Source organism: Bradyrhizobium diazoefficiens USDA 110 (assembly GCF_000011365.1).
Lineage (GTDB): Bacteria > Pseudomonadota > Alphaproteobacteria > Rhizobiales > Xanthobacteraceae > Bradyrhizobium > Bradyrhizobium diazoefficiens.
In genome coordinates this window covers 825,530-852,366 of record NC_004463.1, presented here as the reverse complement: position 1 = coordinate 852,366, position 26,837 = coordinate 825,530, and the positions used below count along the sequence as shown (strand labels likewise).

Here is a 26,837-nt window from a genome sequence, read left to right as displayed (position 1 = left end):
GATGCCGGATTCCGACCCGATCCACGACAATCCCCGCAACACGCCCAATTTGCCGGTCGTGGTGGCACCCGGCGAGGTGCTGCGTCCGACCGCCGAAGGCTGGCTGCTGCGCGCGATCCGCACGCTGTTCGGCTGGAAGGCGGGGTCGGTGCGCGACGATCTCCAGGTCGTGCTCGACGCCTCGACGCCCGACGACACCGGCTTCTCCGCCGTCGAGCGCACCATGCTGCGCAACATCCTCGGTCTGCACGAGCGCCGCATCGCCGACGTCATGGTGCATCGCGCCGACATCATCGCGGTGAAGCGCGACATTCCGCTCGGCGAGCTGATGGACCGCTTCGAAAGCGCCGGCCATTCGCGCCTCGTCGTCTACAACGAGACGCTCGACGATCCCGTCGGCATCGTCCACATCCGCGACCTGCTCGCGTTCATGACCGCGCGGGCACGCGTGTCGGACGCCACCAAGACCAAGCGCAAGAAGCCGCTGCCGGCCGGCCTCGACCTTCGTACCGTCGATCTCGCGATGCCGCTCGAGGACGCGCGCATCATTCGCAAGCTGCTCTACGTGCCGCCGTCGATGCGGGCGATCGACCTGCTCGCGCAGATGCAGGCCACGCGCATCCACCTGGCGCTGGTGGTCGACGAATATGGCGGCAGCGACGGGCTGGTCTCGCTCGAGGACATCGTCGAGCAGATCGTCGGCGAGATCGACGACGAGCACGACAGCGACGAGCCGCCCTCGATCGTGCGCCTGCCCGACAACGCCTTCATCGCCGACGCCCGCGCCAGCCTCGATGACGTCCGCACCGTGATCGGCGCGGACTTCGTCACCGGCGAAGCCGGCGAGGAAGTCGAGACGCTGGGCGGCTATCTCGTCAGCTTCGTCGGGCGCCTGCCGGTGCGCGGCGAGGTGATCTCGGGCCCCGGCAACTATGAGGTCGAGGTACTCGATGCCGATCCGCGCCGCGTCAAGCGGCTGCGCATCTCGACGCGGAAGGAACGCCCCGCGCCGCGCACCCAGCGCGAGAGCCGACGCCGCGAGAGCGCGCCGGAGAGCGGTCAACCGCCGGCCAGTGATACGCCGACCCCGCCGCCAAGCGACGGGACCGGCCCGCAGTGAGCGCGTTCCAGCGACTCCGGCAGATTGCGCTTGCCATCATCCTCACCTGGGGATGGAAGCGCGCCCTCGTCGCCATAACCGCCGGCGCGCTGTCGGTGCTGGCGCTGGCGCCGTTCAATCTCTTCCCCGTGCTGTTCATCACTTTCCCGGTGCTGGTCTGGCTGATCGACGGCGCCGGCGCGGGGCGATACCGCGGCATCCCCGCCGCGGCGCTGACCGGCTACTGGTTCGGGCTCGGCTATTTCGTCCCCGGCCTCTACTGGATCGGCTATGCCTTCTTCGTCGACGCCGATGTGTTCGCCTGGCTGACGCCGTTCGCCGTGCTGGGCCTGCCGGCCTATCTTTCCATCTTCACTGCGATCGGATTTGCGCTCGCCCGCCTGCTCTGGACCAAGAACGCCACGCGCGTGCTTGCGCTCGCGGCAAGCCTCACCATCGCCGAATGGCTGCGCGGTCACGCGCTGACCGGCTTTCCCTGGAACGCGTTCGGCTATGCGCTGTCCGAGCCGTTGCCGCTGGCGCAGACGGCGTCGCTGATCGGCCTGTGGGGCATGACGTTCCTGACTGTTGCGATCTTTGCAAGCCCCGCGACGCTGATCGACCGCACGCCCGATCGCCGCGTGGCGTGGCGCGCGCCGGCCGCGGCAGTCGCGCTTCTGATTGCCATGAGCATCTTCGGCGCGATCCGCCTGTCGCTGCATCCGACCACGATGGTCGCGGGCGCCAAGCTGCGCCTGATGCAGCCGAACCTCCAGCAGGACGCGAAGTTCAACTACGCCGCCAAGACGGAGGTGATGAAGAAATACCTGGCGCTGTCGGACCGCGCCTCCGGACCGCAATCGACCGGCGTGCGCGATGCCACCATCCTGATCTGGCCGGAATCCGCCTTTCCGTTCTTCCTGACCCGCGAAGCCGACGCGATGGCCGAGATCGCCGAGCTGCTGCCGAAGGGCACGGTGCTGATCACGGGCTCGGTTCGCGCGCCCGATCTGCCGCGGGGAACGCCGATCACGCGTGCCTATAATTCGATCTACGTGATCGATCACGACGGCAGCGTGCTCGCGGTCTACGACAAGCTGCACCTGGTGCCGTTCGGAGAATTTCTTCCCTACCAGGATCTGATGGAGAAGCTCGGCTTCGAGCAGCTCACGCGTGTGCGCGGCGGCTTCATCGCCGGCACCGTGCGGCACGCGCTGCCGATGCCCGGCGCGCCGTCAGCGCTGCCGCTGATCTGCTACGAAGCGATCTTTCCCGGCGAGGTTGCCGGTCGCAACGAACGTCCGGGCTGGATCGTGAACCTCACCAATGACGGCTGGTTCGGCATCTCGACCGGACCCTATCAGCATCTGGAGCAGGCGCGGATGCGCGCGATCGAACTCGGCTTGCCGCTGGTCCGCTCCGCCAATACCGGCATCTCCGCGGTGATCGATCCGGTGGGGCGAACCGTCGCCAGCCTCGGTCTCGGCGTCGAAGGCATTTTGGATGCAAGCCTGCCCGCCGCGATCCCGCCGACGATCTATGCACGGGTGGGCGACGTGCCCGCGGCCGTGCTCGTCGCGCTGGCCGTGCTTCTCGCGGTCCGCCGACGTGTGGCCAAACGGCACCCCTGATCCCGCCGTCACCGCCGAAGCGGCCGGAATCCTTTGACAACCGCGGTCCCACGGTTGACAGACTGCACGCGGGTTCCTCATTCTGCACCAGCTGCAAAAGACAGTGGGCATTGCTAAATTTCTCCGCAATGTTTCCCAATAACAGGGTCTGATTTTTATGATGCTGGCACCTGAGGCATTCCGTCGATTGCGCTGAGGGTGGTGTTTGGAGGCTGAGGAAATGTCGAAAGCGCCCAACCCTGTTGACAAATATGTCGGCAGCCGCGTGCGCATGCGCCGCATCATGTTGGGCATGAGCCAGGAAAAGCTCGGTGAAGCTTTGGGCCTGACTTTCCAGCAGATCCAGAAATACGAGAAGGGCACGAACCGGGTCGGCGCGAGCCGCATCCAGCAGATTGCCGAAATTCTCCAGGTGCCGGTGTCGTTCCTGTTCGAAGGCGGACCGAGCGGTGTGGCCGGCCCGAACGGCTTCGCGGAAGGCGCCTCGCCCTCTTACGTCTCGGACTTCCTCGCGACCTCCGAGGGACTCGCTTTGACCAAGGCGTTCACGCGAATCACTGATGCGAAGATGCGCCGCTCGATCGTCGATCTCGTCGAGCAGATCGCGGCACGCGAAGGTCCCGACAAGCGCTGAGGCGCGCCAGCTCAATCGATTTGAGGCTGCGCCAAATCTGGCCTATGTCGTCATTTGCGGCCGCGCTTTGACGCGCGTCCTCCCGGATGATGCGATTCAAAGGCATAGATGCGCCCATGACGAACTCCAACTGGTTCGATAACCAAACTATTCTCGACGGCATCCGGCGCTGGGTGGAGATCGAGACGCCGACAGAGGCGCCTGAACAGGTCAACAGGCTGGTGTCGTTGGTCGCGGATCATTATCGCGATCTGCCTGTCACGCTCGAGCGCATCGCCGGCGTCGACGGCTGCGGCGATCATCTGCTGGCACGCTCGGCCTGGGGCCAGGACCGGCCCGGCATCCTGGTGCTGAGCCACCTCGATACCGTTCATCCCCTGGGATTCATCGAGCGCCTGCCGTTCAAGGTCGAAGGCGACAGCGCGTTCGGTCCCGGCATCTACGACATGAAGGGCGGCGCCTACATCGCCCATCACGCGTTTCGCGCGCTTTGCGCCACGGCCGAGCGCTCGCCACTCGGCATCACCCACTTGTTCACCTCCGACGAGGAGATCGGCAGCCCCACCTCGCGTGCGCTGATCGAGAAGGAAGGGCGCAAGGCCAAATACGTGCTGGTGACGGAGCCGGCACGCGACGGCGGCAAGATCGTCACCGGACGCAAGGGCGTCGGACGCTTCCAGGTGTTCATCAAAGGCGTGCCGGCGCATGCCGGCTCGCGACCCGAAGATGGTCGCAGCGCCGTCCGCGAGCTCGCCAATATCATCCTGACGCTGGAAGGGATGAACGACCCGGCGCGCGGCGTCTCCGTGAATGTCGGTGTGGTGCGCGGCGGCACGCGCCCCAACGTGACGCCGGAAGAGGCCTATGCCGAAATCGATCTGCGCGTGCCGAGCTTCACCGATGCGGACGAATTCGTCGGCAAGATCCTCGCCCTGAGGTCGAAGACGAACGGCGTCACCGTCAGGGTCACCGGCGAGCTCAATCGTCCGCCCTACGAGAAGGGCAATGCAGGTGCCTCGCTGTACGAGCATGCCAGGACGCTCGCCACGGAGATCGGCTTCGAACTGATCGACACCTACACGGGCGGCGGCTCGGACGGCAATTTCACCGCTCCCCACACCGGCACGCTCGACGGGCTCGGCGTCGACGGCAAGGGCGCACACACCCATTATGAGCAGCTCTATGTCTCGTCGCTCGAACCGCGCGCGCGGCTGCTCTATCGCCTGTATCAGACGCTGCGATGAGCGAACGCAAGTCAGATCCCGATCGCGATGACAGCGAGCGCGCCTTCTTCGGGCGCCGCAAGGGCCACAAGCTCAGGCAGCACCAGGCCGAGCTGATCGATCATCTGCTGCCGCATCTTGCGCTCGACATCGCGGGCGAGGCGCCGGGGAATGCGTGCGAGATCTTCGATCCCGCGGCGAGCGACGTGCGGCTCGAGATCGGCTTCGGCGGCGGCGAGCATCTTGCGGCCGAGGCGCAGAACTTCGCCACGACCGGCTTCATCGGCTGCGAGCCCTATGTCAACGGCATGGCGAAGATCCTCGCGCAGATCGAGGCCGGCAACATCGCCAACATCCGCCTGTTCGCGGGCGATGCCGCCGAGCTCCTGGCCTGGCTGCCGAAGGCCTCGCTGTCGCGGATCGACCTGATCCACCCGGATCCCTGGCCGAAGCGGCGGCACTGGAAGCGGCGCTTCGTCCAGGACAGGACCATCGCCGCAATGGCGCGCGTGCTGAAGGTCGGCGGCGAATTCCGCTTCGTCTGCGACATCGACGATTACTGCGCCTGGACGCTGTCGCATCTTGCGCGCTCGGCGGACTTCAAATGGCTTGCGGAGCGCGCCGACGATTTCCGGCAGCCATGGGACGGCTACACGATGACGCGCTACGGCCGGAAGGCCGCGCGCGAAGGACGCAAGGCCGCGTATTTGCGGTTCAGAAGAAGCTGATTGTCGTTCCGGGGCGCGCGAAGCGCGAACCCGGAACCTCGAGATTCCGGGTTCGATGCTTCGCATCGCCCCGGAATGACCAACACAGTAACTTCAGATCGTCTGCCGGTTGCGCCAGAAATTCACGACGCGTTCCGCCGTCGTCGGCATCAGGCGCGTGAAGTTCATGCGGGCGGCCTCGATGTCGGCATCGGCCGGCGTGCGATGCGGACCGTACCAGAGCAGGATGAGCGCGCGCACCGTGGGCCAGCCGAGATTGAGCACGCGCCCCAGAATCAGAATCGGATCGTAGCGGTCGCCCGCGATCAGGCGGTCGAGGATCGAGAGGCGGACGCCGGACATCGCCGAGAGCGAGGCGATCGCTTCCTCGTATTTGTTTGCCTTGGCAAAGCCGAGCAGCGCGCTCTCGCCGAGATGGCCCTCGCGATGCAAGCCGAGCACCGTGCGCTGTGCCGCCGTGAAATCGCGCCGCGGCCCGGGCGGCAGCGCGGCCTCCTCGATGGCCGCCATGGCGCGCTTGATCTCGACCTGGCGCACGGGATTGACCACGCTGGAGAGACGGCGGCGAATGACGTCGAGCGTGCCGTTGAGCAGCTCTTTCAGGTGCTCGCCCGAAAGATCGTTGCGCTGGCCGATCTTGAGCGTCAGCACGCCGTCCTGCGCGGCACGCTTGATCAGCTCGGAATAGCCGCCGGGTGAGAACATCGCACCGGCATTGCCTGCGGCGCGACGCACCACGTCGCGATCGCCGCGCTCGACCAGTACGTCGGTGACGACAGACGACAGGGCGGGACGCTCCGTCATCGCCAGCAGATGACCCTGGCCCTTCAGCCGCGCGATCTCGACCAGCGCCGCTTCGTCGAGCACGGGCGAGCGGCGCAACACAGGGGCCGCCACCATGATCTCGTTTTCGCGCGCGAACTGGTTCACCAGGTGCCGCGGCGCGTTGTCCAGGCGCGAAAAGCGCTCGGCGAGATCGACGCGCGAGGCGAGCTCGGCATGCGGGACGAGATCAATCAGGAGATCGTCGAAGAGATCTATGAGCTCGGGACGGAGCTTGGCGGGATCCTGGAAGAACAGCTCGGCGATGGCACGCGCGATCTCGCCACGGCGCCGGGGGTCGCCGCGTTTGACGATATCGTCCAGTCCGGGAATGAGCGACGTGGCAACGGTCATGAAAACGCAAACTCGTACAGGGCACGCCGCGGGTGCGCCCTTGGTCCAAGTCGCCCCACAATCAGGGAATTTAGGCCCCGTTGATGAAGGAAGCGTTGCGCGGGGGGCCGTTGGAAAGGCGCAAAAAGCCTCGCCTGCCCTGCGATGGGCCTTGTCCGCGAGGGTGGAAAGGGCTATATCAGCGCCAATTCATCTTCTCATACGATCCGCGTAGTGAGAGTGGGCCCGAAAGGACCCGCTCTTTTTTATTACCTGAGCGCGGCTTGGCGGAAGATGCGGCCCGGCGAGCTGCCGGGAGAGTTCCGAAGCGGGCTTTGAAATCGTAACCAAGCCTTAACCATCGAGCGCCTTGACCCTGGATATGACCGAACCGACCGTTGGTTCCACGGATGCCGAGTTGCTGGCCGAGCCGAGGCTCGTGGTCGAGCCGGGCGTCGCGGCACGGGTGTCCGCGGTGGCGGGTCCCGTGCTCCAGGGCATGGGCTACCGCCTGGTGCGGATCCGCATTTCCGGCGAGGCCGGCTGCACCGTGCAGATCATGGCCGAGCGCCCGGACGGCTCGATGCAGATCGAGGATTGCGAGGCGATCTCGCGGGCGCTGTCGCCCGTGCTCGACGTCGCCGACCCCATCGATCGCGCCTATCGGCTGGAAATCTCCTCGCCGGGGATCGATCGCCCCCTGGTGCGGCGTTCCGATTTCGAGCGCTATGCCGGACATCTGGTGAAGGTCGAGATGGCGGTCGCCCATGAGGGGCGGAAGCGGTTCCGCGGCATGATCGGCGCTGTCGAAGGCGACCGCGTGCATCTGCAGCGCGACGACGTCAAGGCGGGCGAGGAACGCAACGTTCTCCTGACGATGGAGGACATCAGCGAGGCCCGGCTGGTACTGACCGACGAGCTGATCGCGGAATCGATGCGCCGTGGCAAGGCCGCGGCGCGCGAGATGCGCCGCAATCTCGGCCTGGAGCCGCCGGCTGCGCCTCACGCGAAAATCAGCGAAAAAACGACCAAGAACACCAAGCCGAAGAAGAAGCCGGCACCGACCAATACGAAGAAACATCGCTTGGCCGCCGAACGCGCGCGGCGCGGCGAGATCGAGCCTGACGAAGGAGACTAGCCATGGCAGTCAGCGCCAATCGACTTGAACTGCTCCAGATCGCCGATGCCGTCGCGCGCGAGAAATCGATCGACCGCGGCATCGTCATCGCGGCGATGGAGGACGCCATCGCCAAGGCGGCGCGGGCCCGTTACGGCAGCGAAACTGACGTTCACGCCGAGATCGACCCGAAGAAGGGCGAGCTGCGGCTGTCGCGCCACATGCTGGTGGTCGAGAAGGTCGAAAACCACTCCAACCAGATTTCGCTGGTGGATGCGCAGCGCGCCAATCCCGGCGCCCAGGTCGGTGACACCATCGCCGACACCCTGCCGCCGCTCGAATATGGCCGCATCGCTGCGCAGTCGGCCAAGCAGGTGATCGTGCAGAAGGTGCGCGAGGCCGAGCGCGACCGGCAATATCAGGAATTCAAGGACCGCATCGGCGACATCGTCAACGGCGTCGTCAAGCGCGTCGAATATGGCAGCGTGATCGTCGATCTCGGCCGCGGTGAAGCCATCATCCGCCGCGACGAGATGCTGCCGCGCGAAGTGTTCCGCAACGGCGACCGCGTCCGCGCCTATATCTTCGACGTCCGCCGCGAGACCCGCGGCCCGCAGATCTTCCTCTCCCGCACCCATCCGCAGTTCATGGCGAAGCTGTTCGCGCAGGAAGTGCCGGAAATCTATGACGGCATCGTCGAGATCAAGGCGGTTGCCCGCGATCCCGGCTCGCGCGCGAAAATCGGCGTGATTTCCCGCGATTCCTCGGTCGATCCGGTCGGCGCCTGCGTCGGCATGCGCGGCTCGCGCGTGCAGGCCGTGGTGAACGAATTGCAGGGCGAGAAGATCGACATCATTCCCTGGTCGCCCGACATCGCGACCTTCGTGGTCAACGCGCTGGCGCCGGCCGAAGTCTCCAAGGTCGTCATCGACGAAGACCGCGAGCGCATCGAGGTCGTGGTGCCCGATACCAACAACCAGCTCTCGCTGGCGATCGGCCGCCGCGGCCAGAACGTGCGCCTCGCCTCGCAGCTCACCGGCTGGGATATCGACATCCTGACCGAGCAGGAGGAATCGGAGCGCCGCCAGGCCGACTTCGAGAACTCCACCCGCGTCTTCATGGAATCGCTCAACGTCGACGAAGTGGTCGGCCAGCTGCTGGCGTCCGAAGGCTTCACCTCGGTCGAGGAACTCGCCATGGTGGACATCAAGGAGCTCGCCGGCATCGAGGGTTTTGACGAGGAGACCGCGCAGGAGCTCCAGAACCGCGCCCGCGAATATCTCGAGCAGCAGGAAGCCGAGCTCGAGGCCAAGCGCGTGGAACTCGGCGTCGAGGACGCTCTCAAGGACGTGCCCGGCGTCACCTCGAAGATGCTGGTCAAGTTCGGCGAGAACGACATCAAGACCGTCGACGACCTCGCCGGCTGCGCCACCGACGATCTGGTCGGCTGGACCGAGCGCAAGGAAGGTGGCGAAACCACCAAATATCCGGGTGCGCTCGACGGTATCGAGATTTCCCGTGACGATGCCGAAGCGATGATCATGCAGGCCCGCGTCAAGGCCGGCTGGATCACCGAGGCCGATCTCGCCAAGCCCGCTGAAGAGGCTGAGGCGAGCGAAGATCAGCCGGCTTAAGGACGAAGGAGAATGTCGCCCGGATGCTCGCAGATACTGACCACGATCTCGACCATGGGCCGCGGACCGAAAGGTCCGCGACCATGCGGATGTGCGCGGTCAGCCGCGAGGTCCGGCCGATCGACGAGCTGATCCGTTTCGTCGTCTCGCCGGAAGGGCACATAGTTCCCGATCTCAAGCGCAAGCTGCCCGGACGCGGCATGTGGATCACCGCCTCGCGCGAGGTGGTTGCGGAAGCGGTGCGGCGTCACCAATTTAGCAAGGCCTTCAAGCGCGAGCTGCGCACCCCTCAGACGCTTCCCGCCGACATCGAGGCGCTCCTGGTCCGGAGCGTGACGGAAGCCCTTGGGATTGCCGCCAAGGCGGGCCAGGTCGTGGCCGGCTTCGGCAAGGTCGAGAGCGCGCTTCGGGAAGGCACGGTCGAGGTCCTGATCCACGCCAGCGACGGGGCCGCGGACGGAATCCGCAAATTGGACATGCTGGCGCGTCAAAATGCCGGAAATCGCGGCGCCAAGCCGCAGATTCCCGTCGTGACCGGACTGAAATCGATAGAATTGGATTTGGCACTGACCCGGTCAAATGTGATACATGCTGCGCTGCTCGCGGGCCCGGCGAGCAGGTCATTCCTGTCACGTAGCCAGATGCTGGTCCGATACCGGATGGCGGACGATGACAAGACTGCCGAAAAGCGCGGCCAGGATTTCTGAGAGACAACGACCAACCGACATTACTGTGCGGCAACGCACAACGACAACAAGATCAGGATTAGGACTGCTGAATGGTTGATACCAAGACCCCTGGCGACAAGAAGCTGAGCGTTCCGAGCAAGACGCTATCGCTCAAGCCGCGCGTCGAAACGGGCACCGTGCGCCAGAGCTTCAGCCACGGCCGGAGCAAGCAGGTCGTGGTCGAGAAGCGCGGCAAGCGCCGTATTGGCGACGGTCCCGAGCCGCACGCGCCCGAGGTGACCGCAAAGCCGGCGCCCGCCGCGCCTGCCCCGTCGCGCCCGGCTCCGCCGCCCGCCCCGCCGCGCAATGCCGGTTCCGGCGTGGTGCTGCGCACCCTGACCGAGGACGAGCGTTCGGCCCGTGCCAGCGCGCTGGCCGATGCCAAGCTGCGCGAAGTCGAGGAACGCCGCCAGGCCGAGGAAGAGGCCCAGCGCCGCGCTGTCCGCGAGGCCGCCGAACGCGCCGAGCGCGAAGCCGCCGAAGCCCGCCGCAAGGCCGAGGACGAGCGCCATCGCCACGAGGACGAAGCCAAGCGGAAGGCCGAGACCGAGGCCAAGAAGCGTTTTGGCGAGGGCGAGCAGCCGGCATCGGCCGCGCGTCCCGCGACCGCAGCGCCGGCCGCGCCCGCACCGCGCCCCGGCGCCCCCGCGGCACGGCCCGGAACCACGACGACCCGCCCGGGAACAACGACCGCGCGTCCTGCAACGACGACCGCGCAGCGTCCGGGTGCACCGGCAGGTCGCGGCCCCGCAGTTGCGGCCGAGCCGGACGAGGACGAGGCGCCGCGCCAGATCCGTCGCGGTCCCGGCGGCGCCGCGCGTCCCGCGCCGCCTCCCAAGACCACTCACAAGCCCGGCCCGCAGAAAGAGCGCGGCCGTCTCACGGTGGTCACCGCGCTCAACGCCGACGAGGTGCGCGAGCGCTCGATCGCCTCGTTCCGCCGCCGCACCCAGCGTCTGAAGGGCCATGCCTCGAACGAGCCGAAGGAAAAGCTCATCCGCGAGGTGATCATTCCGGAAGCGATCACGATCCAGGAGCTCGCCAACCGCATGGCCGAGCGCGCGGTCGACGTCATCCGCATGCTGATGAAGCAGGGCGCGATGCACAAGATCACCGACGTGATCGACGCCGACACCGCGCAGCTGATCGCCGAAGAGCTCGGTCACACCGTCAAGCGCGTCGCCGCGTCCGACGTTGAAGAAGGCCTGTTCGACCAGGTCGACGATTCCACCGACACCGAGACGCGTTCGCCCGTGGTGACCGTGATGGGTCACGTCGACCACGGCAAGACCTCGCTGCTCGACGCGCTCCGACATGCCAACGTGGTCTCCGGCGAAGCCGGCGGCATCACCCAGCATATCGGCGCCTATCAGGTGGTGTCGCCCGAAAGCGGCAAGAAGATCACCTTCATCGACACGCCCGGCCACGCCGCGTTCACCGCGATGCGCGCCCGCGGCGCCAAGGTCACCGACATCGTCGTGCTGGTGGTCGCGGCCGATGACGGCGTGATGCCGCAGACCGTCGAAGCCATCAACCACGCCAAGGCGGCGCGGGTGCCGATCATCGTTGCCATCAACAAGATCGACAAGCCCGATGCCAAGCCCGAGCGCGTGCGCACCGAGCTGCTCCAGCACGAAGTGCAGGTGGAATCCTTCGGCGGCGACGTCGTCGACGTCGAGGTGTCCGCCAAGAACAAGACCAATCTCGACAAGCTGCTCGAGATGATCGCGCTCCAGGCCGATATCCTCGACCTGAAGACCAATTCGGAGCGTCCGGCCGAAGGCACCGTGATCGAGGCCAAGCTCGACCGCGGCCGTGGCCCGGTCGCGACCGTGCTGGTTCAGCGCGGCACGCTCCGTGTCGGCGACATCATCGTTGCCGGCGCCGAGATGGGCCGCGTCCGCGCGCTGATCTCGGACCAGGGCGAGACGGTGCAGGAAGCAGGTCCGTCGGTGCCGGTCGAGGTGCTCGGCTTCAACGGTCCGCCGGAAGCCGGCGATCGCCTCGCCGTGGTCGAGAACGAAGCCCGCGCCCGCCAGGTCACGAGCTACCGCGCGCACCAGAAGCGCGAGAACGCGGCAGCCTCGATCTCCGGCATGCGCGGCTCGCTCGAGCAGATGATGTCGCAGCTGAAGACGGCGGGCCGCAAGGAATTCCCGCTGATCATCAAGGCCGACGTGCAGGGCTCGCTGGAAGCGATCCTCGGCTCGCTGGAGAAGCTCGGCACCGACGAAGTCGCCGCCCGCATTCTGCATGCCGGCGTCGGCGGTATCTCGGAGTCGGACGTGACGCTCGCGGAAGGCTTCAACGCCGCGATCATCGGCTTCTCGGTTCGTGCCAACAAGGAAGCCGCTGCGGCCGCCAAGCGCAACGGCATCGAGATCCGCTACTACAACATCATCTACGACCTCGTGGACGACGTGAAGAAGGCGATGAGCGGCCTGCTCGCGCCGACCTTGCGCGAGACCATGCTTGGCAATGCCGCGATCCTGGAGATCTTCAACATCTCCAAGGTCGGCAAGGTCGCCGGCTGCCGCGTCACCGACGGCACCGTGGAACGCGGCGCCAATGTGCGCCTGATCCGCGACAACGTCGTCGTGCACGAAGGCAAGCTGTCGACGCTGAAGCGCTTCAAGGACGAAGTGAAGGAAGTCCAGTCCGGTCAGGAATGCGGCATGGCCTTCGAGAACTATCACGACATGCGTGCCGGTGACGTGATCGAGTGTTATCGCGTGGAGACGATCCAGCGCTCCCTGTAAGTCCAAATCTTACCGAAGCGCCCGGATCTTTTTGAGCTGAAATAGCGGGAGTGAGATGGCCGGATTTTTTCCGGCCATCCGCGCCTCTTCGTTTCAACGGACAAATGACAATGCTCGTGTCCCAAACGCGGGCACGACGAGGTGATTTCCAGAATGCCGCGCCACCACCAGAAAAAAAGTTCCGCGTCCGGCGGAGGCTCGCAGCGCCAGTTGCGCGTCGGCGAGCAGGTTCGCCATGCGATGGCCGAGATTCTGGCGCAAGGCAACGTGCATGATGCGGACCTCGAAGGTCACATCGTCACCGTGCCGGAGGTGCGGATGTCCCCCGACCTGAAGCTCGCGACAATCTACGTGATGCCGCTCGGTGGCCGCGACACCGAGATCGTCATCGCTGCGCTCGAGCGCAACAAGAAATTCCTGCGCGGCGAAGTCGCGCGGCGCGTTAACCTGAAATTTGCACCTGACGTTCGCTTCCGCGTCGACGAGCGATTCGACGAAGCAGAACGGATCGAGAAGCTTTTGCGAACACCTGCGGTGCAGAAGGACCTGGAACAGGATCCGGATTCGGATCGGGAAGAAGAGCAATGACGATGGACCCGGCTCACGGCACGATCGGCGGCGAACAGGCCGATCAGCGCGACGTGCAGAAAAATAATTTTGCGGACATGGGCGGCAATTCCCAGCCGCACCAGGAGCCGCGCCGCGTCAACAACGATCCCCGCGCCAAGCAGCAGAAGGGCAACCAGGTTCGCCGCGACCGCCGCGACGTCCATGGCTGGGTCGTGCTCGACAAGCCGATCGGCATGACCTCGACGCAGGCCGTCGCCGTGCTCAAGCGCCTGTTCAACGCCAAGCGCGCCGGCCACGCCGGCACGCTCGATCCGCTCGCTTCCGGCGGCCTGCCGATTGCGCTCGGCGAAGCCACCAAGACGGTTCCCTTCGTCATGGACGGCCGCAAGCGCTACCAGTTCACCGTGTGCTGGGGCGAGGAGCGCGACACCGACGACATCGAGGGCCGGGTGACCGCGACCTCCGAGCTGCGCCCGACCCGGGAGGCCATCCTGGCGCTGTTGCCCCGCTTCACCGGGGTGATCGAGCAGATCCCGCCGCGCTATTCTGCGATCAAGATCCAGGGCGAGCGCGCCTATGACCTCGCCCGCGACGGCGAGGTCGTGGAGCTGGCTCCCCGCCCGGTCGAGATTCACCGATTAACCCTTGTGGATCAACCGGATAACGACCGGGCCGTGTTCGAGGCCGAATGCGGCAAGGGCACCTATGTCCGCGCGCTGGCCCGCGATATGGGCCGGATTCTCGGCACTTATGGCCATATCTGCGCGCTGCGGCGGACCCTGGTCGGCCCATTTGGCGAAAACGACATGATTCCGCTGGATCAGTTGGAGGCTTTGTGCGATAGAGCCGCGTCCGGCGAGGGCAGCCTCGCCGACGCGCTTTTGCCCGTTGAGACCGCGCTGGACGACATCCCGGCACTGGCCGTCACTCGGGCTGATGCGGCAAGGCTCCATCGGGGCCAGGCCGTTTTGTTGCGCGGACGGGATGCGCCCACTTGTAGCGGCACAGTCTATGTCACGGTGGCAGGCCGCCTTTTGGCGCTTGCCGAAGTCGGCAATGGCGAAATCATCCCCAAGCGTGTGTTCAACCTGACCGGCCTGACTGCCAGCCCCGGTCGCAACGAGAGAAATTGACGATGTCGATTGCCGCAGAACGCAAAGCGGAAGTCATCAAGACGAATGCCACCAAGGCCGGCGATACCGGCTCGCCCGAGGTTCAGGTCGCGATCCTGTCGGAACGCATCAACAACCTCACCAGCCATTTCAAGACCCACGTGAAGGACAACCATTCGCGTCGCGGTCTCTTGAAGCTGGTCTCGACCCGCCGCTCGCTCCTCGACTACCTCAAGAAGAGGGACGAGGCGCGCTACAAGGCACTGCTCGAGAAGCACAACATTCGTCGTTAAGTGTTCCTGCGCGCGCCACTGGCGCGCGTTTTCGCGCGTGGTTTCGAACGAAAGCGTTTGTTTGAAGGTTTTTGATCGAGGCTGCGTGCGCGTCGGATGCAAGCCCAAAGCGCGAAGAATCGCACTTTGGATTGTTGTTTGAGCATGATCTTTTCGGAAAACCGCTTCGCACTTTTCCGGATCATACTCGAGTGACGGCCAGCATCCGGGGCACGATCGGCGAAGACCGCAGTTCGGTGTTCGCGTTCGTGCCGACTGACAGTCCAGCAGCAATCCGGCGGCTGGGCACAACGGGCAAGGCGCCCGTATGACCCGAAAGGATGGACGCCATCCGAAATCCAAAAACCATGGCAGGATCGCAGGACGCTGATCATCCGCTCCGATCAGCGTCCCGCAATCTTGCGCATGGTTTTTGTTTTTCGAAGCGTCCCTCGTTTCGAGAACCCATGAAAGAAGACCTCTATGTTCAATAAGCATTCAGTCGAGATCGACTGGGGCGGACGCCCTCTCAAGCTCGAAACCGGCAAGATCGCCCGCCAGGCCGACGGCGCCGTCGTCGCCACCTATGGCGAGACCGTGGTGCTCGCCACCGTCGTCGCGGCGAAGGCGCCGCGCGAAGGCGTCGACTTCCTGCCGCTGACCGTCGACTACCAGGAGAAGACCTACGCCGCCGGCCGCATTCCCGGCGGCTATTTCAAGCGTGAGGGCCGTCCGACCGAGAAGGAGACGCTGGTCTCCCGCCTGATCGACCGCCCGATCCGTCCGCTGTTCGTCGACGGTTGGCGCAACGAGACCCAGGTGATCGCCACCGTGCTGTCGCACGACATGGAGAACGATCCCGATATCGTCGCGCTGGTGGCCTCGTCGGCTGCGCTGACCCTGTCGGGCGCTCCCTTCAAGGGTCCGATCGGCGCCGCGCGCGTCGGCTTCGTCAATGACGAATACGTGCTCAACCCGACGCTCGACGAGATGGTCGACACCCAGCTCGACCTCGTCGTCGCCGGCACGGCCGACGCCGTGCTGATGGTGGAATCGGAAGCCAAGGAACTGAACGAAGACATCATGCTCGGCGCGGTGATGTTCGGTCACCGCCACTTCCAGCCGGTGATCAACGCGATCATCGAGCTCGCCGAGAAGGCCGCCAAGGAGCCGCGCGAAGTCACCGTCATCGACAATGCCGCGCTCGAGAAGGAAATGCTCGGCCTCGTCGAGCAGGAACTGCGCGCCGCCTACGCCATTCCGGTCAAGCAGGATCGCTACGCCGCGGTCGGCAAGGTCAAGGAAAAGGTGATCGCCCATTATTTCCCCGAAGGGCAGGAACCGAAATACGACAAGCTGCGCATCGCCGGCGTGTTCAAGGAGCTCGAGGCCAAGATCGTTCGCTGGAACATCCTCGACACCGGCAAGCGCATCGACGGCCGCGACTCCAAGACCGTGCGCAACATCATCGCCGAAGTCGGCGTGCTGCCGCGCGCCCACGGCTCGGCGCTGTTCACCCGCGGCGAGACCCAGGCGATGGTCGTGACCACGCTCGGCACCGGCGAGGACGAGCAGTACATCGACGCGCTGTCGGGAACGTACAAAGAGACGTTCCTGCTGCACTACAACTTCCCTCCCTATTCGGTCGGTGAGACCGGCCGCCTCGGCGGCACCAAGCGCCGCGAGATCGGCCATGGCAAGCTCGCCTGGCGCGCGATCCACCCGGTGCTGCCGCCGCATCACGAGTTTCCGTACACGATCCGCGTGGTCTCCGAGATCACCGAATCCAACGGCTCCTCGTCGATGGCTTCGGTCTGCGGCGCCTCGCTCGCGCTGATGGACGCCGGCGTGCCGCTGAAGCGGCCGACCGCGGGCATCGCAATGGGCCTGATCCTCGAAGACAAGCGCTTTGCGGTTCTCTCCGACATCCTCGGTGACGAGGATCATCTCGGCGACATGGACTTCAAGGTCGCCGGCACGGAATCGGGCATCACCTCGCTCCAGATGGACATCAAGATCGAGGGCATCACCGAGGAGATCATGAAGGTCGCTCTCGGCCAGGCCAAGGATGGGCGTATCCACATCCTCGGCGAGATGGCCAAGGCGCTGACCAACGCCCGCGCCGAGCTCGGCGAATACGCGCCGCGCATCGAGACCTTCAAGATCCCGACCGACAAGATCCGCGAAGTGATCGGCACCGGCGGCAAGGTGATCCGCGAGATCGTCGAGAAGACCGGCGCCAAGGTCAACATCGAGGACGACGGCACCGTGAAGGTCGCCTCCAGCGACGGCGAGGCGATGAAGGCCGCGATCAAGTGGATCAAGTCGATCGCGTCCGAGCCCGAAGTCGGCCAGATCTATGACGGCACCGTCGTCAAGGTGATGGAGTTCGGCGCCTTCGTGAACTTCTTCGGCTCCAAGGACGGTCTCGTTCACATCAGCCAGCTCGCTTCGGCGCGCGTGCAGAAGACCTCCGACGTCGTCAAGGAAGGCGACAAGGTCAAGGTCAAGCTGCTCGGCTTCGACGACCGCGGCAAGACCCGCCTGTCGATGAAGGTGGTCGACCAGACCACCGGCGAGGACCTCGAGGCCAAGGACAAGGTCGCCGAGGGCGAGAAGGCCCCGCGCGAAGCGGCCGGCGAGTAAGTCTCGCACCAGTCCAGAAAAACGAAGGGCGGCCGAGAGGCCGCCCTTTTTGTTTGTGTTCGTGCTCGCCCCGGGAGAGCTGCGCTCGCTCTCCCGCTTGCGGGAGAGGGCTGGGGTGAGCCCGCGCCTTCGGCGCGACCTCTCCCGCAAGCGGGAGAGGTGTAACACCGCCTTACGCCGCGAGATCGAACCGGTCGAGGTTCATCACCTTGGTCCAGGCCTTGGCGAAGTCCTTCACGAACTGCTCCTTGGAGTCCGAGGTGGCATAGACCTCGGCGTAGGCGCGGAGCTGCGAGTGCGCGCCGAAGATGAGATCGGCGCGCGTGCCGGTCCACTTCACCGCGTTGGTCTTGCGGTCGCGAGCCTCGTAGGTGCCGTCGGCCGCCGGCGCCCACTGCGTGCTCATGTCGAGCAGGTTGACGAAGAAGTCGTTGCTCAGCGCACCCACCTTCGCGGTGAGGACGCCGTGCTTCGAACCGTTCGCATTGGCACCGAGCACGCGCAGACCGCCGACCAGCACGGTCAACTCGGGTCCGGTGAGCTTCAGAAGCTGTGCGCGATCGACGAGCGCTTCTTCCTGCTGCAGGAACTGCTGCCGCTTGCCGACGTAGTTGCGGAAACCATCGGCGCGCGGCTCCAGCGGCGCGAAGGAAGCCGCATCCGTCTGCTCCTGCGAGGCGTCCATGCGGCCCGGCGTGAACGCGACCTTGACGTCGACGCCGGCGTCCTTCGCGGCCTTCTCGACCGCGGCGGTGCCGCCGAGGACGATCAGGTCGGCGAGCGAGACCTTCTTCGCGCCGGCCGAGGCGTTGAACTCCTTCTGGATCGCTTCGAGCTTGCCGAGCACCTTCGAGAGCTGAGCCGGCTGGTTCACCTCCCAGTCCTTCTGCGGGCTGAGACGAATGCGCGCGCCGTTGGCGCCGCCGCGCTTGTCCGAACCGCGGAACGTCGAGGCCGACGCCCATGCGGTCGAGACCAGCTCCGGCACCGAGAGGCCCGAGGCCAGGATCTTCGTCTTCAGCGCAGCGATGTCCTGATCGCTGACCAGCTCGTGATTCACGGCCGGGATCGGATCCTGCCAGATCAGCGTCTCCTTCGGCACCAGCGGGCCGAGATAGCGCTGGATCGGACCCATGTCGCGATGGGTGAGCTTGAACCAGGCGCGGGCGAATGCATCCGCGAACTGATCCGGGTTCTCCAGGAAGCGCCGCGAGATCTTCTCATAGGCCGGATCGAGGCGCAGCGAGAGGTCGGTGGTCAGCATCGTCGGCCGGTGCTTCTTCGACTTGTCGAAGGCGTCGGGAATGATCGCCTCGGCACCCTTGGCCGTCCACTGGTTCGCGCCGCCCGGGCTCTTCGTCAGCTCCCATTCGTACTTGAACAGGTTCTCGAAGAAGTTGTTGCTCCACTTCGTCGGCGTCGTCGTCCATGTCACCTCGAGTCCGCTGGTGATGGAATCGCCCGCCAGGCCCGAAGCGTGCTTGCTCTTCCAGCCGAGCCCCTGATCCTCGAGTGCGCCCGCTTCCGGCTCCGGTCCGACCAGCGACGGATCGCCCGCACCATGGGTCTTGCCGAAGGTATGACCGCCGGCGATCAGCGCGACGGTTTCCTCGTCGTTCATCGCCATGCGGAAGAAGGTCTCGCGGATGTCCTTTGCCGCGGCGATCGGGTCCGGCTTGCCGTTCGGGCCTTCCGGATTGACGTAGATGAGGCCCATCTGCACCGCGCCGAGCGGCTCGGCGAGCTGGCGCTCGCCGCTGTAGCGCTCATCGCCCAGCCAGGTGCCTTCGGGACCCCAATAGAGCTCTTCCGGCTCCCAGACGTCGGCGCGGCCACCGGCGAAACCGAACGTCTTGAAGCCCATCGACTCCAGCGCGACATTGCCCGCGAGCACCATCAAATCGGCCCAGGAGATCTTGCGGCCGTATTTCTGCTTGATCGGCCAGAGCAGCCGGCGCGCCTTGTCGAGGTTGGCGTTGTCGGGCCAGCTGTTGAGCGGCGCGAAACGCTGCTGACCGGCACCGGCGCCGCCACGGCCATCGGTGATGCGATACGTGCCCGCGCTGTGCCAGGCCATGCGGATCATCAGGCCGCCATAATGACCGAAGTCGGCGGGCCACCACTCCTGCGAGTCCGTCATCAGAGCGGTCAGGTCCTTGATGACCGCGTTCAGGTCGAGCGTCTTGAATTCCTTGGCGTAGTCGAATTCCTCGCCCATCGGATCGGACAGGCCGGAATTCTTGTGCAGCATCTCGATGCTGAGCTGGGTTGGCCACCAATCGCGGTTCGCCGGCACGCGTTTTCCACCCGAAAACGGGCACTTTGAAGTGTCGTCCATGAATACCTCCTCTGGTGGCGTCGAACTCGCGCCTTTGACCAGGTAGAACCACTCTAAGCCCCGCATTCCATCAGGGGAAGTTGACTTTAATGATCGCTGCGATAGGATTTTCTGATGGTCAACGTGACGATGCGCCAGCTCCGGTATTTCGACGCGCTGGCGCGTCACGGCCATTTCGGGCGCGCGGCGGAGGCGAGCTCGATCTCGCAGCCGGCCCTGTCGATGCAGATCAAGGAACTGGAGGAGGCGCTCGGCGGCCTGCTGCTAGAGCGCACCGCCCGGCAGGTCGCGCTGACGCGGTTCGGCGAAGAGCTCGCCCCCCGCGTCCGCGACATCCTGCGCTCGGTCGATGAGCTCGGCGATTTCGCGCGGGCGTCGCAGGACCGCTTCGCCGGCCGACTGCGCATCGGCATGATTCCGACGATCGCGCCGTATTTGCTGCCCAAGATCACCAAGAATCTCACGCGCATGCATCCGGAACTCGACATCCGCGTGCGCGAGACGATGACGCCGCGGCTGATCCAGGAACTGGTCGAAGGCCGGCTCGACACCGCCATCGTCGCACTGCCGGTGTCCGAGCCCTCGCTCACCGAAGTTGCCCTGTTCGAGGAGAAATTCCTGCTGGTGCGGCCGGGCGCGGATGAGGGAACGCCCGCACCCTCGCGCGAGATGATGCGGGAGATGCGGCTCCTGCTGCTCGAGGAGGGACACTGCTTCCGCGACCAGGCGCTGTCCTTCTGCAACATGCAATCGGCGCCGCCGCGCGAGATGCTGGATGCGAATTCGCTGTCGACGCTGGTCCAGATGGTCAGCGCCGGCATCGGTGTCACCTTGATCCCGGAGATGGCGGTGCCGGTGGAGACGCGATCGGCCTCGGTCTCGCTCACGCGCTTTCGCGACCCGCAGCCCTCGCGCACCATCGGCATGGTCTGGCGCAAGACCAGCCCGCTGGCGCGGCAGCTGCTGCAGATTTCCGAGGTGGTGTGCCTGTCGGCCGGCAAGGTGCGCGCACGGCAATCCGTGCGCAGCCAACGGGCCTGACTTCCGATGCCGGCACCCGTCATCCGCCCCGCCCGCGCGGACGAATATGACGAGATCGCCCGCGTCTGGATGGAGAGCTGGGTCTCGACCGGGCTTGCCGAGGCGAGTGAATTCCTGCTGGCAAACCTGCGCGCACGCATCAGGCGCGAGATCGAGAACGGCTGGAGCCTGTTCGTCGCCGACGACAACGGCGCCATCGCCGCGATGCTCGCACTGCATCTGCCCAAACTCTATCTCGATATGCTCTTTGTCGGGCCCGCCTATCAGGGGCAATCCCTCGGACGAAAACTGCTCGCCTTCACGCGCACGCAAATGCCTGACGAGATGTACCTGCGCTGTGTGCGCGAAAACGAAAAGGCCTGGCGCTGGTACGAGCGCGAAGGCTTTGTGTTTGAGAAGGAAAAGGTCGAACCGTCGAACGGGTTCGTGATGAAGTATTACCGTTGGAAGCGGCCGGCTGCGGGATAGACCACGATCTCTGGATGCAGCTTGCGGTTGTCACGATCCCCACCTAGTGTGGCGGGACCGATGACCCCTGCTCCCGGAATCCATGCTTCGCATTGCTGTCTCGCTGATCGCGCTCCTGTCCCTTCTGACCCCGGCAGTCGCACAAACTCCTCCCGCAACAACAGCGCCCGTCGCTCAGTCCGCACCACAGGCAAAGCCGGTTGCCAAGAAAGCGGCGCCGAGGGCCAAGCCGACTGCGAAGCCGCCGGTCGCGGCAGAGAGCGGCCCGTGTCGGCTCGGTGTGATCTCGGTGATCGGAGATCGCTACTCCGTACAGAAATTTGGCATTACGATCTTCGAGGCTGAGGCAAGCGAGGTCCCGATCGACTGGGGCCTCGACGATCTCGTCTTCGCACGGGTGCGCGCGGCAACGAATAACGATCCCGGGGTACGTAGGATCGCCTATCCCAAGGGCGTCTTCGAGCCCTTCTATAATCCGAAAACGATCCTGATCCGCGATCCCGGAGAGCGTCTGCCGGACATCGTACGAAGCTTCACCGCGAATGCGAATTGCGAGCGCTATCTTGTCGCAACCACGTTCAAGGCGGAGCTGCCAAATTCGCACATGACGCTAAACGGCATCGGCACTTACAATCAGGGGGTCGGCGGCATCCTCCGTCACTCGCATCTTTTCGCCAATGTTGCGATCACACTGATCGACGGAAGGAGCTACGAGGAGATCAAGCGCCCCTTTGTGAATTTCGGCGCTAACTTCGCTGCGAGTCTGCGACTGACCGAAGACCCACTCAACAAGCTCGACAACTCGCTATTTCCCGACCCACCCGCGGCAGCTTCCGCCAGCGCGGCGCTGCGCGAGAGGACGCGCGCGCTCATCACCGACAGGCTCGACCGGGGCCTGCCGGGCTATCTAAAGGAAGAGTAAGCGCCTTTGCCGACGCGACACGCCAGAGAATCAAATTTCGCTGCGCTTGCGAACACAGCCGTGTTCAGCATCATGACCCTGCTGTTCGTCGTCGCGATCATCCTGTGGTGTTTTTCAACTCAGGCGCGGGCACAAGCCCAATTGGAGACGGCACGACCAACCGTCAAACAAGCCATCGGCAAGATAACCACGCGGCGTGAAGCGACGGGCAAGCCCGCTCCCGTGGCCGGCGGCTCGTGCGACTTCGGTGTCGTGGTCACCACCGGCGATGAGTTCACCGTGCTGACGATCGGCCTCACCGTATTCCAGAACAAGACGATGGTGGTCCCGATCCCAGGCTGGGGGCTCAACGATCTGATCTTCGCGCGGACTCGCGCCGCGATCCCTGCCGGCGTGTCCGTTCTGAGAATCCCCTACAACCCAGCGAAATTTCCTCCCCGCGATGAGTCCAAGGACACATTGAAGGACAGGCTGTTCCGCGATCTCAACGCGGAGCTGGCCGGATACATGCGCGAGGTCGCGAAAGGAACGAATTGCCGGCACTACATTCAGGTCCTCAATTCAGTCAGCCCTATCGGGACATCGAACTATACGGTCCGCGGGTTCGGCATCCTCAACCAGGATGTAGTGCTAGGGCGTCGCATCTATCTTTATGCCCTGGCGTTTATCCGCATCTTTGACGGGCGCGACTTCTCCGTTGTCAGACAGAGCTCTGCGCTGATCAACGTGCATCATTCCCTGGTGGTGCAGCGGCTTCTGGGGAGGCAAATCGGCGGCCCCTATCGCGAATTACCCGCAGAATCGTTTCCAACGCGCCCTGAAGATGCCGCCGACAATCCCGCACTGCGCGACGGCGTGCGCGCCATGCTGGCGGAAAGCCTCGACAAAACGCTTCCGCTCATGCTCGGGGTTCGACCAGCAGCGCGTCAAAGCGACACCAAGGAACGTTGACCCACATGTCGTTCGCGCCGCTTGCCTTCTGCCTAGGCGTATTGCGTTGCGGATACACGGCAAACGCGACATGAATTGCGCGCTGTTGGCCTTCCGCCGATGAAAGGTTCCCCCCATGATCAAGCTCTATTGGTCGCCCCGTTCTCGCTCGTTCACGACGCTCTGGCTGATGGAGGAGAGCGGCCTGCCCTATGAGCGCGTACTGACCGACATCTCGACCGGTGCGCAGAAGGCGCCGGACTATTTGAAGGTCAACCCGATGGGCAAGGTGCCGGCGCTCAGCGACGGCGACGCTGCGCTCGGCGAGGCCGCGGCGATCTGCGCCTATATCGCCGACCGCTATCCCGAGACCAAGCTTGCGCCCGCTGTGACCGATCCGCGCCGCGCGCGCTATCTGCAATGGCTGTTCTTCTCGCCGGGCTGCATCGAGCCCGCCATCATCCAGATCTTCACCAAGATCGAGATCCCGACCTCGACCGCGGCGTGGGGCAGCGCGACGCAGGTGTTCGACGTGCTGGAAGCTGCGCTCGCCAAGGGGCCGTGGATTCTTGGCGAGGAGTTTTCCGCCGCCGACATCACCGTCGGCTCCGGTCTGAACTTCGCGGTGCGCCTGTTCAAGATGGTGCCGTCGCGCCCGGCCTTCGATGCCTATCTGGCGCGCTGCATGGCGCGGCCGGCGTTCCAGCGCGCGGAGAAGATCGCGGCGGGTTAGAGCGTTTTCGAGCGAAGTGGATGCCGGTTCGCGTAAAGAAAACGCGACAAAACAAGAATCCGGCTCAAAGCCTGATCTTGAGGACGGCGAGCCCGGACTGCTGGAGCAATCCGGAGGATGTCGCCGCAAGGCCGTAGCGGAGGCCGAGATCGAAACGGTTGTTGTCGGCCGCGACGATGCCCAGCGCGGTCGAGTAGATCCACGGCGACAGGGCAAGGCCGCCGGTCGTGAAGGTCTCGCCGCCGCCGGCAAACGCTGACTTGATCTGAAGTCCCTGATTCAGCGCGTTGTAGCCGACGCCGACATCGCCGGTAAGATAGACGTGCTGCGCGATCCTGTAGGCGCCCTTCAGCCCTGCCGTCAGCGTCAATTCGCGATAGGTTTGCGAATCCACATTGAGGCTGAAGCCGCCTGCGCCGCCTTCCTGATAGGCTGGCGAACGAACCTGTCCGTAGTCCAGCCGCAGCGACGGCGCGATCGCAAATCCAGACTCGATCGGGATCAGCTTGCGAACACCCACACCGGCGTGCCCGCTATAGGACCGATAGCCGGCCGCAGCCGTATTGTTGATGAACGTGAGCGAGCGGCTCTCGCCATTGTCATTCAACGCACCGTCGAGCTGGCCATCGACCTGAACGCCATGGCCGAGCGCATAGGCGCCGTAGAGTCCGGCCTGATAGGAATCGATGGCGAGCCGGTTCGGGACGGCATCCTCGCTGCCGGTGATCGTTTGATGCGAATAGGCGAACACGCCGCCGATCATCGCGCGCGTGGAGATTGTCGTGTCCGCGCCCACGGCAATGCCGCCGCCGGACGCGTTATAGCCGGGGACGCCATCCACACTGCCCTGCCGGACACTGCCGCCGAGCGGCTTCATCCAAAGATTCCGCTCAGGCGTTGCGCCCGCGTTCAGCCCGAGCACGTCGTCCAATCGTCCTGTCATCGCCTGCTGAAATGTGCGTTGCGTGGAATAGGTCGCCTGCGACGCCGCGCCGGTGAGGACAGGCAAGGTCTGGTTGACGGCGTTGACGAGACCGGAGCCGCTGAGATTGTCGAGCGCGGTGAAGCCGGTCGCCATGCTGCCGGTCCAGCCGAGTGACGTCGCGGACAGGCGATAGAGCATATCCGCCGCGCCTAGGCCCGCACGGCTGTTCTGGGCCTGAAGCGTTTCGGCATAGGGCCGCACCAGGGAGAGATAGGCGATGCCGCCGGTCGGGTTGCCCGAGAGATCATAGCTGCTGACCAGCATCTGTGCGCCCGATGCGTCGCCGCTCGCAGCGCCATAGAGACTACTAAGAGTGCCCTTCGAGAGTGTGTTGAAGAGCACGTTGCCTTCCGGCGTCACCGACCCCAGCAGCGTGAAGTTCGCAGCACCGCTCCCCGCGGGCGCAATGCCGGCGCCCCAGAAATATCCGTTCTGGTAATTCGTGATGACGAAGCGACCGGGCGCGGACGTGCCGAACAGCGTGGAGCTGACGATCCGCCACGGCGTGCCCGACGTCCAGGCCCATTGCGGGACGGAGTTCGCCGGAACGGCCTGCGAGGCCGGCGGCGTGAAGGTCGCGGGATCGTAAGGAAGCATGTAGGCCCAATGCGTCACCAGCAGGCTGTCGCCCGTGATCATCTGCATTTCCATGCCGGTCACGCCGTTGACGGTTCGCATGTGGCCGAGGCCGACGGTCACTGCACCGCCCGCGGTCGGCGTGAACAGCATCGTGATCTGGCCCGCGGTCGTGACGAACCCCTGGATGGTCGAGGTATCGGTCAGCAGCGCCGGACCAAGCTTGAGCTGCGCCACGCTCGTTCCGGTGAAGGCGCCGTTGGTCGCGGTCGCCAGCGACCACAGCGTCTGGTCGCCGATCGGGATCGGATTGGAGAAGCCGGTCTTGGGCGCGGCGTAGGCCAGCAGCTGCGCTGTCGGCACGTACCAGTTCGTGTTGGAGAGGGTCGCATCCCAGATCGCCGACTGCGCTACAGCGCGGGAGCTGCCGCAAACCAGCATCGCACCGGCAACAGACGCCAGCACGCCTACGCGACTGATCGCACGTATCCTCGGCAAGACCGCTCTCCCGAACCGCGGGATACGACCCCGCGGCGCCACCGGGCGCAGCAAACATTATTTCTATCGCCGAGTCTGCCCCATGATCGTGGGGTGCGAGGAAACGGTCGCGGCCTCAGGCGGCCTGCGAACGCTTTATTCCGACTTCAGATCGTCAGGCCTCGGCATCAGGACGATGTTGTAGCCGGAATCGACGTAGTGGATCTCGCCGGTCACGCCGCCGGACAGATCCGACAGCAGGTACAGCGCCGAACCGCCGAGCTCGTCGAGCGTGACGCCGCGGCGAAGCGGCGAGTGTTTTTGCATGAAGGCAAACATCGCGCGCGCCTCACCGATCCCCGAGCCGGCAAGCGTGCGGATGGGACCGGCGGAGACCGCGTTGACGCGGATGCCGCGCGGTCCGAAATCGGAGGCGAGGTAGCGCACGGAGGCTTCCAGCGCCGCCTTGGCCACGCCCATCACGTTGTAGTTCGGCATCGCGCGCTCCGAGGCGCCGAAGGTCAGCGTGATCATGCTGCCGCCCTCCGTCATCAGCTCGGCGGCACGTTTTGCGACCTCCGTGAACGAGAAGCAGGAGATCACCATGGTGCGCGAAAAATTCTCGCGGCTGGTGTCGGCGTAGCGGCCCTTCAGCTCGTTCTTGTCGGCGAAGCCGATCGCATGGATGACGAAATCGAGCTTGCCCCATTTTTCGCGCAGCACATCGAAGGTCGCGTCGACACTGGCGATGTCCTCGACGTCGCAAGGCAGCACCAGTTCGACGCCGAGCTGCTCCGCCAGTGGCTTGACTCGCTTGCCTAGGGCTTCGCCCTGGAAGGTGAAGGCAAGCTCGGCGCCATGGGCATGCAGCGTCTTCGCCATGCCCCAGGCAATCGAATGATCATTGGCGATGCCCATGATCAGACCGCGCTTGCCCTTCATCAAACCTTCCATGTCAGCCGTCGCTCCTATTTTCGACGTCATCGCCCGCGCAGGCGGGCGATCCAGTATCCAGAGACCGTCGTGATAAATGGAGAAGCCGCGGCATACTGGATGCCC

The 26,837-nt window shown here is 65.0% G+C and carries 22 protein-coding genes; 18 read left to right on the top strand and 4 right to left on the bottom strand.

Translation table 11 applies throughout. From position 1 onward, the window contains the following. Position 1 precedes the first annotated feature (1 nt). The 5 genes from BJA_RS04010 to BJA_RS03990 all read left to right on the top strand — a co-directional run bounded on the left by BJA_RS04010 (position 2) and on the right by BJA_RS03990 (position 5,315). Positions 2 to 1,120: a hemolysin family protein gene (locus BJA_RS04010; RefSeq protein WP_028172525.1), complete on the top strand. Its 1,119-nt coding sequence runs from the start codon at positions 2 to 4 to the stop codon at positions 1,118 to 1,120. Beyond that, complete coding sequence (gene lnt / locus BJA_RS04005; protein ID WP_011083613.1) at positions 1,117 to 2,730, top strand: apolipoprotein N-acyltransferase; 1,614 nt, start codon at positions 1,117 to 1,119, stop codon at positions 2,728 to 2,730. The genes BJA_RS04010 and lnt overlap by 4 nt, the downstream gene beginning before the upstream one ends. A 220-nt stretch (positions 2,731 to 2,950) precedes the next feature. After that, positions 2,951 to 3,364 carry a helix-turn-helix domain-containing protein gene (locus tag BJA_RS04000; protein WP_011083612.1) on the top strand — a complete coding sequence of 138 codons (414 nt, stop codon included), beginning with the start codon at positions 2,951 to 2,953 and terminating at the stop codon, positions 3,362 to 3,364. Positions 3,365 to 3,450: 86 nt separating this feature from the next. Next, the gene (locus BJA_RS03995) at positions 3,451 to 4,608 is read left to right on the top strand and encodes a M20 family metallopeptidase (protein WP_011083611.1); all 1,158 of its coding nucleotides are present in this window, start codon (positions 3,451 to 3,453) and stop codon (positions 4,606 to 4,608) included. After that, complete coding sequence (locus tag BJA_RS03990) at positions 4,605 to 5,315, top strand: tRNA (guanine(46)-N(7))-methyltransferase TrmB (protein ID WP_011083610.1); 711 nt, start codon at positions 4,605 to 4,607, stop codon at positions 5,313 to 5,315. Before BJA_RS03995 ends, BJA_RS03990 begins: the two co-directional genes overlap by 4 nt. A gap of 93 nt (positions 5,316 to 5,408) precedes the next feature. Here the strand turns inward: BJA_RS03990 and BJA_RS03985 are convergent, their stop codons facing one another. Then, positions 5,409 to 6,491, bottom strand: coding sequence for a DUF2336 domain-containing protein (locus BJA_RS03985; protein WP_011083609.1), 1,083 nt, complete (start codon positions 6,489 to 6,491; stop codon positions 5,409 to 5,411). A 361-nt stretch (positions 6,492 to 6,852) separates the two neighbouring features. Between BJA_RS03985 and rimP the strand changes: the two genes are divergently transcribed. The 8 genes from rimP to pnp all read left to right on the top strand — a co-directional run bounded on the left by rimP (position 6,853) and on the right by pnp (position 17,308). Continuing rightward, positions 6,853 to 7,608, top strand: a complete 756-nt coding sequence (gene rimP / locus BJA_RS03980; RefSeq protein ID WP_011083608.1) for a ribosome maturation factor RimP — start codon at positions 6,853 to 6,855, stop codon at positions 7,606 to 7,608. A 2-nt stretch (positions 7,609 to 7,610) separates the two neighbouring features. Further along, the gene (nusA, locus tag BJA_RS03975; protein WP_011083607.1) at positions 7,611 to 9,221 is read left to right on the top strand and encodes a transcription termination factor NusA; all 1,611 of its coding nucleotides are present in this window, start codon (positions 7,611 to 7,613) and stop codon (positions 9,219 to 9,221) included. Between the two features lie 23 nt (positions 9,222 to 9,244). Beyond that, positions 9,245 to 9,928 (top strand): RNA-binding protein, encoded by a 684-nt coding sequence (locus BJA_RS03970; RefSeq protein ID WP_011083606.1) that lies wholly within the window; start codon positions 9,245 to 9,247, stop codon positions 9,926 to 9,928. 71 nt (positions 9,929 to 9,999) lie between these two features. Continuing rightward, positions 10,000 to 12,708, top strand: coding sequence for a translation initiation factor IF-2 (gene infB / locus BJA_RS03965; protein WP_011083605.1), 2,709 nt, complete (start codon positions 10,000 to 10,002; stop codon positions 12,706 to 12,708). A gap of 153 nt (positions 12,709 to 12,861) precedes the next feature. After that, entirely contained in the window at positions 12,862 to 13,296 is a 435-nt protein-coding gene (gene rbfA / locus BJA_RS03960) for a 30S ribosome-binding factor RbfA (RefSeq protein WP_011083604.1), read from the top strand. Further along, positions 13,293 to 14,411, top strand: a complete 1,119-nt coding sequence (gene truB, locus BJA_RS03955; RefSeq protein WP_028172518.1) for a tRNA pseudouridine(55) synthase TruB — start codon at positions 13,293 to 13,295, stop codon at positions 14,409 to 14,411. Before rbfA ends, truB begins: the two co-directional genes overlap by 4 nt. Before the next feature lie 2 nt (positions 14,412 to 14,413). Continuing rightward, positions 14,414 to 14,683 carry a 30S ribosomal protein S15 gene (rpsO, locus tag BJA_RS03950; protein ID WP_011083602.1) on the top strand — a complete coding sequence of 90 codons (270 nt, stop codon included), beginning with the start codon at positions 14,414 to 14,416 and terminating at the stop codon, positions 14,681 to 14,683. A gap of 462 nt (positions 14,684 to 15,145) precedes the next feature. After that, positions 15,146 to 17,308, top strand: a complete 2,163-nt coding sequence (pnp, locus tag BJA_RS03945; RefSeq protein WP_011083601.1) for a polyribonucleotide nucleotidyltransferase — start codon at positions 15,146 to 15,148, stop codon at positions 17,306 to 17,308. Positions 17,309 to 17,480: 172 nt separating this feature from the next. Here the strand turns inward: pnp and katG are convergent, their stop codons facing one another. Beyond that, positions 17,481 to 19,646 (bottom strand): catalase/peroxidase HPI, encoded by a 2,166-nt coding sequence (gene katG, locus BJA_RS03940; protein ID WP_038965161.1) that lies wholly within the window; start codon positions 19,644 to 19,646, stop codon positions 17,481 to 17,483. A 114-nt stretch (positions 19,647 to 19,760) separates the two neighbouring features. Between katG and BJA_RS03935 the strand changes: the two genes are divergently transcribed. The 5 genes from BJA_RS03935 (at position 19,761) to BJA_RS03915 (ending at position 23,740) form a co-directional block, all read left to right on the top strand. Next, positions 19,761 to 20,687: a hydrogen peroxide-inducible genes activator gene (locus tag BJA_RS03935; protein WP_011083599.1), complete on the top strand. Its 927-nt coding sequence runs from the start codon at positions 19,761 to 19,763 to the stop codon at positions 20,685 to 20,687. 6 nt (positions 20,688 to 20,693) lie between these two features. After that, complete coding sequence (locus BJA_RS03930; protein WP_011083598.1) at positions 20,694 to 21,155, top strand: GNAT family N-acetyltransferase; 462 nt, start codon at positions 20,694 to 20,696, stop codon at positions 21,153 to 21,155. An 82-nt stretch (positions 21,156 to 21,237) separates the two neighbouring features. Further along, the gene (locus BJA_RS03925) at positions 21,238 to 22,077 is read left to right on the top strand and encodes a hypothetical protein (protein WP_011083597.1); all 840 of its coding nucleotides are present in this window, start codon (positions 21,238 to 21,240) and stop codon (positions 22,075 to 22,077) included. A 60-nt stretch (positions 22,078 to 22,137) separates the two neighbouring features. Then, complete coding sequence (locus BJA_RS03920; protein ID WP_011083596.1) at positions 22,138 to 23,028, top strand: hypothetical protein; 891 nt, start codon at positions 22,138 to 22,140, stop codon at positions 23,026 to 23,028. A 115-nt stretch (positions 23,029 to 23,143) separates the two neighbouring features. Then, positions 23,144 to 23,740 carry a glutathione S-transferase family protein gene (locus BJA_RS03915; protein WP_011083595.1) on the top strand — a complete coding sequence of 199 codons (597 nt, stop codon included), beginning with the start codon at positions 23,144 to 23,146 and terminating at the stop codon, positions 23,738 to 23,740. A 64-nt stretch (positions 23,741 to 23,804) separates the two neighbouring features. On the opposite strand, the gene BJA_RS03910 is transcribed toward BJA_RS03915, so the two are convergent. Continuing rightward, complete coding sequence (locus BJA_RS03910; protein ID WP_162494191.1) at positions 23,805 to 25,742, bottom strand: autotransporter outer membrane beta-barrel domain-containing protein; 1,938 nt, start codon at positions 25,740 to 25,742, stop codon at positions 23,805 to 23,807. Between the two features lie 192 nt (positions 25,743 to 25,934). Then, positions 25,935 to 26,732, bottom strand: coding sequence for an enoyl-ACP reductase FabI (gene fabI / locus BJA_RS03905; protein WP_011083593.1), 798 nt, complete (start codon positions 26,730 to 26,732; stop codon positions 25,935 to 25,937). Between the last annotated feature and the right edge of the window lie 105 nt (positions 26,733 to 26,837).